The organism is Daeguia caeni (assembly GCF_042653845.1).
In the GTDB taxonomy this organism is placed as follows: domain Bacteria; phylum Pseudomonadota; class Alphaproteobacteria; order Rhizobiales; family Rhizobiaceae; genus Brucella; species Brucella caeni.
The window spans coordinates 1-7,895 of the sequence record NZ_JBHSEL010000093.1; the positions used below are offsets into that span (position 1 = coordinate 1).

Consider the following 7,895-nt stretch of genomic DNA (forward strand, 5'->3'; position numbering starts at 1 on the left):
TTCAGACAATCCAGCCTGGCGAATGCTTAAACTACTTCGCCAGTGCTGGATATGGTTCCATCAAAAAGTGAAATGCTCTAGGTTCGTATGAAGACGTCGTAAAGCACGAAATCATTCAAACCGTGCGCGACCAGATGGGCATTACCAGCTTGTTGGGCGGTTATATATTGACCGCCCTGAACCGTATTGATGCATTGATTGGTATCTGGGCCGCCAGATCAAGGTGGTATTCGGCAACTGTTGCAATAACCGGGTAGCCTCCGGTCAATGGATGATCCCTGAGAAACAGGACAGGTTGGCCATTATGTGGCACCTGTATCGCGCCGGCAACCATGCCTTCGCTTGGCAGTTCTGTGTTGTCCTTGCGCTCAAGCGCCACTTCACCGGCAAGTCGGACACCAACGCGGCTTGATTGTGGCGTAACTTTCCAGAGTTGACTGGTGAGAAGCCTGCGCGCGCTTTGGCTAAACCAGTCCGCACGAGGCCCAAGCGCAATATCGAGTGTGACAATGTCATGCGTCCTTGGCAGTTCAAAAGCCGGCTTTACATCCGGGCTTATCTTGAGCAGGCCGTGCTCATCGTTCTTGAGTGCAATGGAGTCACCCGTGACAACCGGTTCCGGGCCGATCATGGCCAATGTATCGCGCGAGGCGCTGTCCAATACTGGAAGGACTGCAAAACCGCCACGGACGGCAAGATAGGTACGGACACCTCGTTTGGGATAACCGATGGTCACTTCATCGCCAGCCCTGAGCGTGATGGGCTGATATGTATTGAAGGCCATTACCTGCCGATTGGCACTGCGCACACTTATCGAGCATTGCGCGCCGGCAAGCGCAATGACCGCATCAGATGTCGTTGCAAATGAAAAGCTGCCCAGCGTCAATTCAAGAGCCGGTGTATTGGCGGGATTGCCAACAATGCGATTGACCGCATTAAAGGCATGACGATCAAGCGCGCCAGAGGTCGAAATACCTTGTCCAGCATGTCCAAAGCGGCCATAGTCCTGAAACAGGGCCGGGAGCAGGGCAGAGCGCACCTTGAAATGGGCTGGGGATTCCACAAGCCGTGCGACATCTTTGCGCTGTGGCGCCTGTATATGGACCCTCGTTCCTGATTTGCGCATGTCGCGAAAACGCACGCGATAACCAGGCTGAAGCAGGGCAGGGGGATTGCGGTCAATATCCCACATGGCAATGGGGGTTGTGCCAATAATTTGCCAGCCACCAGGGCTTTCTTGCGGATAAATGCCACTGAAGACACCTGCAAGCGCAACAGAACCGGCTGGAATGCGTGTACGTGGGTTTTGACGGCGCGGAACATGCAAGGCCGGATCGCCGTCAACGAGATAGCCAAAGCCCGGAGCAAAACCACAAAAGGCAACCTTGTATTCGCTCTCGCTATGGCGGCGGATGACATCGGCAACACTTAAACCCGTCAGTTCCGCCACTTCGTGCAGATCCTCGCCATCATAATTGACCGGGATCTCAACCAGCTGGCCGGACTGGGCGGGCTTGTTCGACAGGTCCCGCGCGGCGATTGCATCCGCGAGTGTTTTCGCCGTAATGCGGTCTGGCCGAAACCGGATCAGGATTGTTTTTGCGGCAGGGATCAGTTCCTGCACGCCAGCAACCGGATCAGCCTGCAAGGATGCAAAGAGTGCAAGAGTTTCTTCAAGGTCATTGAGTTCGACAAGCATATTGGTCAGATTGACCGGAAGAAAACGCATTGATCCTCTCAAACAAGATTTTCGCCATGCTGACTTCCAGTGGGACCTGACGTGTCCTGGAATGTCAGGCAATCCGCCTCAGACAGATGCCAGCCGCGGGGCCCAGTCCGGCAAAAGCAAGGTGCTCGGAAAGCATGCCATTCCCGTCATTTGCCGTCGGTAAATGAACGGATGGTTATGCCTTCCTGCGTAAAGCTTTGGCGGATTTCCTGCGCAATGGCAACAGCATCAGGGCTGTCGCCGTGAACACAGATGGACTGGGCGTCGATATGGATGATACTGCCATCAATGGCTTCCAGAGTGCCGTCGCGTGCAAGCCGGATCATGCGCCTTGCAATCTGTTTTCTGTCATGGAGAACAGCACCCGGCTCACGCCGCGACACAAGCTCACCTTTCGCCGTATAGGCGCGATCGGCAAAGGCTTCCGCAACTGTTGCAAGGCCAGAGCGCCGGGCAAGTTCAAGAATGGGTGCATTGGCCAATCCCATCAGGATGAGCGAAGGGTTGATGGCGCGGATTGCATCAATGACGGCCTGTCCCTGTCTGGCGTCGGTAGCAATGCGGTTATACAGGGCGCCATGGGGCTTCACATAGGCGACTCTGGCGCCAGCACTTGCGGCAATGCCCTGCAAGGCACCAATCTGGTAGATCACATCGGCAAAAAGCTCATCTGCGCTGATATCAAGATCCCGCCGGCCAAAGCCGACCCGGTCGGGATAGGAAACATGCGCGCCAATCACGACCCCTCTGTCTGCTGCTGCCTTGACCGTACGGTAGATTCCGGCCGGATCCCCGGCGTGAAAACCGCAGGCAATATTGGCCGACGACACGATGGACAACATCGCCTCATCATCGCCCATGCGCCAGGCGCCATAGCTTTCGCCAAGATCGCTGTTCAGGTCGATGGCTGGCATGCGCGTTTCCCCTTATCCGGCTTGCCGTGAATTGAATGGCTGCCTCTTGCATTGCAATTATAGCATGGGTCTTCTAACCCGAACAGAAACCGTTTTTCACATTCACAATTGCCATGACAAGGCTTATCAGCCCACAACCGTAAAACGGAACCATCCGTCTGCATCGAGTGCGGAATTTTTCTCTTTATACAGAAAAGACATAAGTCCAAATCTTGTGTCTGTGGGTTTCCTGATTTCCGGCACAGTATTGCTTGCCATGCTCAACTTGTCTCTGGCATAGTCGCTCAGACGATGGGATAGGCGACTTATATCCAGTCTGTCGGTTGCGCAGGGATCATAAAGCGCTGAAATTGCTGAGAATTTATATGGTGCATCGCGTGGGTGGCAAACAGGATCGAAACAATAAGGCGCGCATTGAGCAAGTCGATGCAACCGGCCCAGCCACGATTATTGATCCTGTAAAGCTGCTTGGCAATGCTGGCAGCAGCCTGGCACAGGCGCGCTATGTGCTGCTTGCCAGCCTCACTGGCATATTGTGCGGAACGCTCGGCTCCTATTTCCATATTCTTATTGACACATTGATCCTGTGGCCGGGCAAACTGGCCGCCTATTTCGACGGCACACAACTTCTGCTTATGACCATGGCAATTACCATGGTCTGCACGGTTCTGGTGGCCTTGGTGGTCAAGCGTGTGGCACCGGAAGCAGGAGGAAGCGGCGTCCAGGAAGTTGAAGGGGCCATGGAAGGACTTCGCACCGTGCGTTGGCATCGTGTCCTTCCCGTCAAATTTTTCATGGGGGCCCTGGCGATTGGTTCCGGACTGGTGCTTGGGCGTGAAGGGCCAACCATCCATATTGGTGCATCCTTTGGCGCGATGTTCAACAACTGGTTCAGAAACAGCATTCCCGAACAGCGTGGCTTATTGGCGGCCGGTGCAGCAGCCGGGCTTGCATGTGCCTTCAATGCGCCGATCGCCGCCGTTCTGTTCGTGATCGAGGAAACACACCGCCAGTTTCCCTATACTTACCGAACCTATATGGGCGTTATTGCCGCAGCACTCTTTTCAACGCTCATGACACAGATCATTGGCGGCACTGCGCCGGATCTGGCCATGCCGCAGATCAATCTTCCCTTGCTGCTGCTGCCCGGCTTTCTCGCCCTTGGTTGTGTGCTTGGCCTGCTCGGCGTTCTGCTCAACAAAGGTCTGCTGTGGACGGGTGACCTGGCTGCACGCATGAATGCTCATGTGCCCTATATTTTCCCGGCGCTCATCGGTCTTGCCGTTGGTGCGCTCCTCATTCAGATGCCGCTTTCCGTCACCGGCGGCGAACAGATCATCCGGCATGTTGTCTCGGCAAATCATGGCCTTACCTTTTTGTTGCTGCTTGCCTGCATGAGGTTTCTGACGCTGATTGGAAGTTATGCCTGCGGAGTTCCAGGCGGCATTTTCGCGCCAATTCTGGCACTTGCGACCTGTACAGGCATTGCATTTGGTGGCGTGGTGGACGGTTTCTTTCCGGTTGCCGACAATGTCCCACTTGCTTTCGCAATTGCGGCCATGGGCGGCCTGTTTACCGCATCGGTCAGAGCGCCTATTGTTGGCATTGTTCTGACGCTTGAACTCACCGGCTGCTATGGTCTTGCAATGCCCTTGATGGCAACCTGTCTTGCCAGCAACCTGACCGCGCAATGGCTGGGTGGCAAGCCGATTTACGAACAGTTGCTGGAGCGTACCCTGAGACAGGCTGGCATAGAGCCCAAGCCTGTCAAGCCGGAAAGCAGCACCGGCCTTGCCTGAAATCCGTTATCTGATCACGCACACTGGCGCGATCACGTCATGCGTGCGAATGACAGGCTGCACAGTCATGAAACATTGTATCATATGTGCAGCCTGATGCTTCAGTTGTTCTTTGCCAGACCGGCAAGGACACGTCTTTTCAGGGACCCCGCCTTCCGCCTGAGTCTGCGGGCGATGTTACGCAAACGGGCTGCTGGAGTGACTGCATTCTTGATAATGCAACGCAACGCCGCCTCAAGGTCATCAATATTTTCTGGCACCATCAAGGAGCCTCCCAGACGGGGGTTGATTTCCATGACCTTGACTGCGCCCGTATGATCGATTTTGTAGTCAAAATTGACAGGGCCATTATATTTGAGTGGCAACAGAAAACGATTGAGTCTTTCCAGGACGTCTTCACTGATAATAATGGGGCTGCGCAAAACCGTATTGCCTGGCTGCTGGATCCCGCCTGGCGGGTTGATGAACAGCTGATAAGTACAGTGCCATTTGGTTTTGCCATTGCGGCAGACCATATGCGTCACAAAATCGGAATCACTGGCGACATATTCCTGCACAATATAATCATGGCCCGCCCACATCGGCTGATTGAGCAACGACTTGAGCTCCGCCTGATTGTGAACGATCTCGACACCGATGCCGGCATTGAGGTCAATTCGTTTGAGCACGCAGGGATAGTGGGCTTCCGTGTTTCCATAATCCCGCGGGCACATATCCGCCAGATCATTGCGCAGGGCATAATCGGCAAAGGTCTTCTTGTTCGCAAACAGGTCAACCGCATCACGGTCGGGAAACAACCCGTATCCCACGCGTGGGCAGTTTCTGATATGCGGTTCCATCAGCGGAATGAGGACGCTATTGCCCAATTGGACAAGCACATTGGGCGCATCGATCGCATATCCCGGCAAGGTCTGAATGGACTGCACCCCCAGACGAGACCAGACGGCCGCGTCATTGCCTAGGGCTTCAGTCCAGTCTGCCGAATGTATTCCGAAGATGGTTATCCTGGGTGCGCTGCTGCTGGACCGGTTTAAATGGTTTTTTTGCTTTAGTGGTCTCAAATTATCACCGTAATGTCATCGTGTTCCCCGCCTTTTTCATGCACACTATGTTCAAACAAACAATCATTTTAAACAATTGTTGCCTTGAATTGTCGATTCCTTCAGGATATGCGCAAGTAACAGTTGTGGTTCTTGCTTCATGCACCAATTGGTGCCCATATTTATTCTGTTTGAGCGGTATGGAGAAATGATTCTTGTCTGGAATTTCACGCATAAAAGGTGCCATACGCTATTTGCGACGCGGTGATCTTGCTGGTTTCTGGCGAAGATTGAAACAGTATCTGAAGCAGGGACATGCACCGGTCTATGGTGAAAAGATCCGCACTGGCGCGGGCGCGCTCTGGTGCATCATGACAACGCCACATACGCTTTTCATTGCTCGATCGATCGCCAAGCGGCTCAGCCATCATGGCATTGATTGCGATATTACCACGGCAAGTCCGGCTGAATTTAATCATGATTTTTATATTGTTCTCTGTGCGCAAATGTTTACGCAATTGCCGCCTGGCAACAGACGCATCATCCTGCAGCTCGAGCAGTCTGTCAGTTCAAGATGGTTTGATGATAAATATCTGACACGCCTGAAGCAGTCGGTCGCGGTTTTTGACTATTCGCTACGCAATATAGAATTTCTGCATCAGAAACATATTTCCTATCCGCATGTTTTTTATCTGCCGATAGGGCAGGGGGATTCTGCTCCCACAGCCACAGATAAAAATGCCAAACAGTATGATTTTCTCTTTTATGGCGATAATCGCAGTTCGCCACGCCGGCAACATATGCTGGCTGTCTTGCAGGCGAAATATAAGGTCAAGATCGTCGATAATCTTTTTGATCAAGATATGTCTGACTTGATCCGGCGCGCGCGGATCGTCGTCAATATTCATTATTATGAAGGCGCTTTATTGGAGACACCGCGAATTCAGGAATGCCTGTCACTGGGCGTGCCTGTCCTGTCCGAAAGTGCATCCGATCAGGATGACTATCCCGAACTGGCTGGGGCGGTGCGTTATTTTACTGAAAATTCGACAGATGATCTGCTGCTTCAGGCCGGTCAGATGCTGGAAGAGCTTGAACAGCATGAACGTCATGTGCGCAGGGCTGTCCAGAAAAGTCAGCAAAGGTTCAGCTTCATGCTGGATCGCGCATTGGTGGCGCTGAACTTGCTGCCTCTGGACGTAATGAATACACATGCGCCCTATCTTGCTGAAAACAGCGAAATAGTTGCCCTGTCACTGCCGGAAACCATTATCCGGCGCAGGCAATTATTGACCGGCATGCCGCAGGACACGGTAATCTTTGATGGTGTGCGCTATCAACCTGGATGGCTTGGATGTGGCTTAAGCTTCAAGCTTCTGGCGCGCCATGCCTTGCAGCAGGGTAAACACCGCCTGACCATCATGGAAGACGATGCCGTCTTGCCGGATGGGTTTGACAACAGATACCGCATCATCAGGTCTTATCTCGACAGCAGGGATGAGCAGTGGGATATGTTCTCCGGTGTCATGGCAGAGATTGATCCAAGAGCGCGCATCCTTTCCGTCGAGGAATTTGAAGGTGAGACCTTCATTACGCTAGATCGCACGATGAGTATGGTCTTCAATATCTATAATAAACGAGCATTGGAGGTTCTGGCAGCCTGGAACCCGCATGACGGGATGTCGACAGGAATACGATCGACCTTTATCTGCAAAATCAGGATGATTTCAGAGTGGTTACAACGCTTCCCTTCCTTGCCGGACATCACGAGGAGCTGGACTCCACCCTATGGGGCGTTCACAACAGCCATTATACGCAAATGATTGCCACGGCGGAAAGAAAATTGCAGACAATGATCATTGAATGGCGCCGCGCCAATAATATCCACTAGCCTGATTGGATCTTCATTTGCTGTAAAGCAAGAGCCACCCCGCAGTGCAGGGTGGCTCTTGGCATTATAAGCTGATCAGAATTTGTAGTTGAGACCAACACGAACGGTGTGGAACTTGACGTTGTTCTTCAGATTGACGTCAAAGTCATAGACTGAAGCATCGATCAGATCGGTTTTGCCAAGGTCCGTGTACAGATATTCAGTCTTGAAGGTCAGGTTGTTGGTGATTGCATATTCTGCACCAGCACCAACCGTCCAGCCAAGCTTCGTCTTGGAATAGGAAGCGTCAGCCCAGTCAAGACCATTCGTTGCGGATACCGACGATTTCACACGACCATAGGCAAGACCGCCGGTGCCATAGACCAGGAAGCGTTCCGTGGCGACATAGCCGAGGCGGGCGCGCAGGGTGCCGAACCAGTCAACCTTGGTTTCAGCCGATGGTGTTGTCACGTTAACTGGGCTACAGTTGCCTGCCTGACGGTTTGGGCGTAAATTTTGGCGATGCAGACATCAGATATCATC

At 53.0% G+C, this 7,895-nt stretch carries 5 protein-coding genes and 1 pseudogene; 2 read left to right on the forward strand and 4 right to left on the reverse strand.

What is annotated here, in order from left to right:
- Nucleotides 1-160: 160 nt before the first annotated feature.
- Nucleotides 161-1,729, reverse strand: coding sequence for a 5-oxoprolinase subunit B/C family protein (locus tag ACFO1V_RS09830; protein WP_374834544.1), 1,569 nt, complete (start codon nucleotides 1,727-1,729; stop codon nucleotides 161-163).
- Between the two features lie 146 nt (nucleotides 1,730-1,875).
- A complete protein-coding gene (locus tag ACFO1V_RS09835; protein ID WP_374834542.1) occupies nucleotides 1,876-2,643 on the reverse strand; it encodes a LamB/YcsF family protein in 768 nt (255 codons plus the stop codon).
- Between the two features lie 365 nt (nucleotides 2,644-3,008).
- On the opposite strand from ACFO1V_RS09835, the gene clcA reads away from it, so the two are divergent.
- Nucleotides 3,009-4,442 (forward strand): H(+)/Cl(-) exchange transporter ClcA, encoded by a 1,434-nt coding sequence (clcA, locus tag ACFO1V_RS09840; RefSeq protein WP_374834540.1) that lies wholly within the window; start codon nucleotides 3,009-3,011, stop codon nucleotides 4,440-4,442.
- 101 nt (nucleotides 4,443-4,543) lie between these two features.
- On the opposite strand, the gene ACFO1V_RS09845 is transcribed toward clcA, so the two are convergent.
- Nucleotides 4,544-5,503 carry a hypothetical protein gene (locus tag ACFO1V_RS09845; RefSeq protein ID WP_374834538.1) on the reverse strand — a complete coding sequence of 320 codons (960 nt, stop codon included), beginning with the start codon at nucleotides 5,501-5,503 and terminating at the stop codon, nucleotides 4,544-4,546.
- Nucleotides 5,504-5,697: 194 nt separating this feature from the next.
- Between ACFO1V_RS09845 and ACFO1V_RS09850 the strand changes: the two genes are divergently transcribed.
- Nucleotides 5,698-7,305 (forward strand): glycosyltransferase family protein, encoded by a 1,608-nt coding sequence (locus ACFO1V_RS09850; protein ID WP_374834536.1) that lies wholly within the window; start codon nucleotides 5,698-5,700, stop codon nucleotides 7,303-7,305.
- Nucleotides 7,306-7,448: 143 nt separating this feature from the next.
- On the opposite strand, the pseudogene ACFO1V_RS09855 reads toward ACFO1V_RS09850, so the two are convergent.
- A pseudogene (locus ACFO1V_RS09855) lies at nucleotides 7,449-7,805 on the reverse strand (outer membrane protein); the annotation flags it as partial.
- Nucleotides 7,806-7,895 lie beyond the last annotated feature (90 nt).

Excerpts from the sequence above, each read along its gene's own strand:
- ACFO1V_RS09830 (WP_374834544.1), bottom strand. The coding sequence starts at position 1,729 with ATGCGTTTTCTTCCGGTCAATCTGACCAATATGCTTGTCGAACTCAAT.
- ACFO1V_RS09835 (WP_374834542.1), bottom strand. The coding sequence starts at position 2,643 with ATGCCAGCCATCGACCTGAACAGCGATCTTGGCGAAAGCTATGGCGCC.
- clcA (WP_374834540.1), top strand. The coding sequence starts at position 3,009 with ATGGTGCATCGCGTGGGTGGCAAACAGGATCGAAACAATAAGGCGCGC.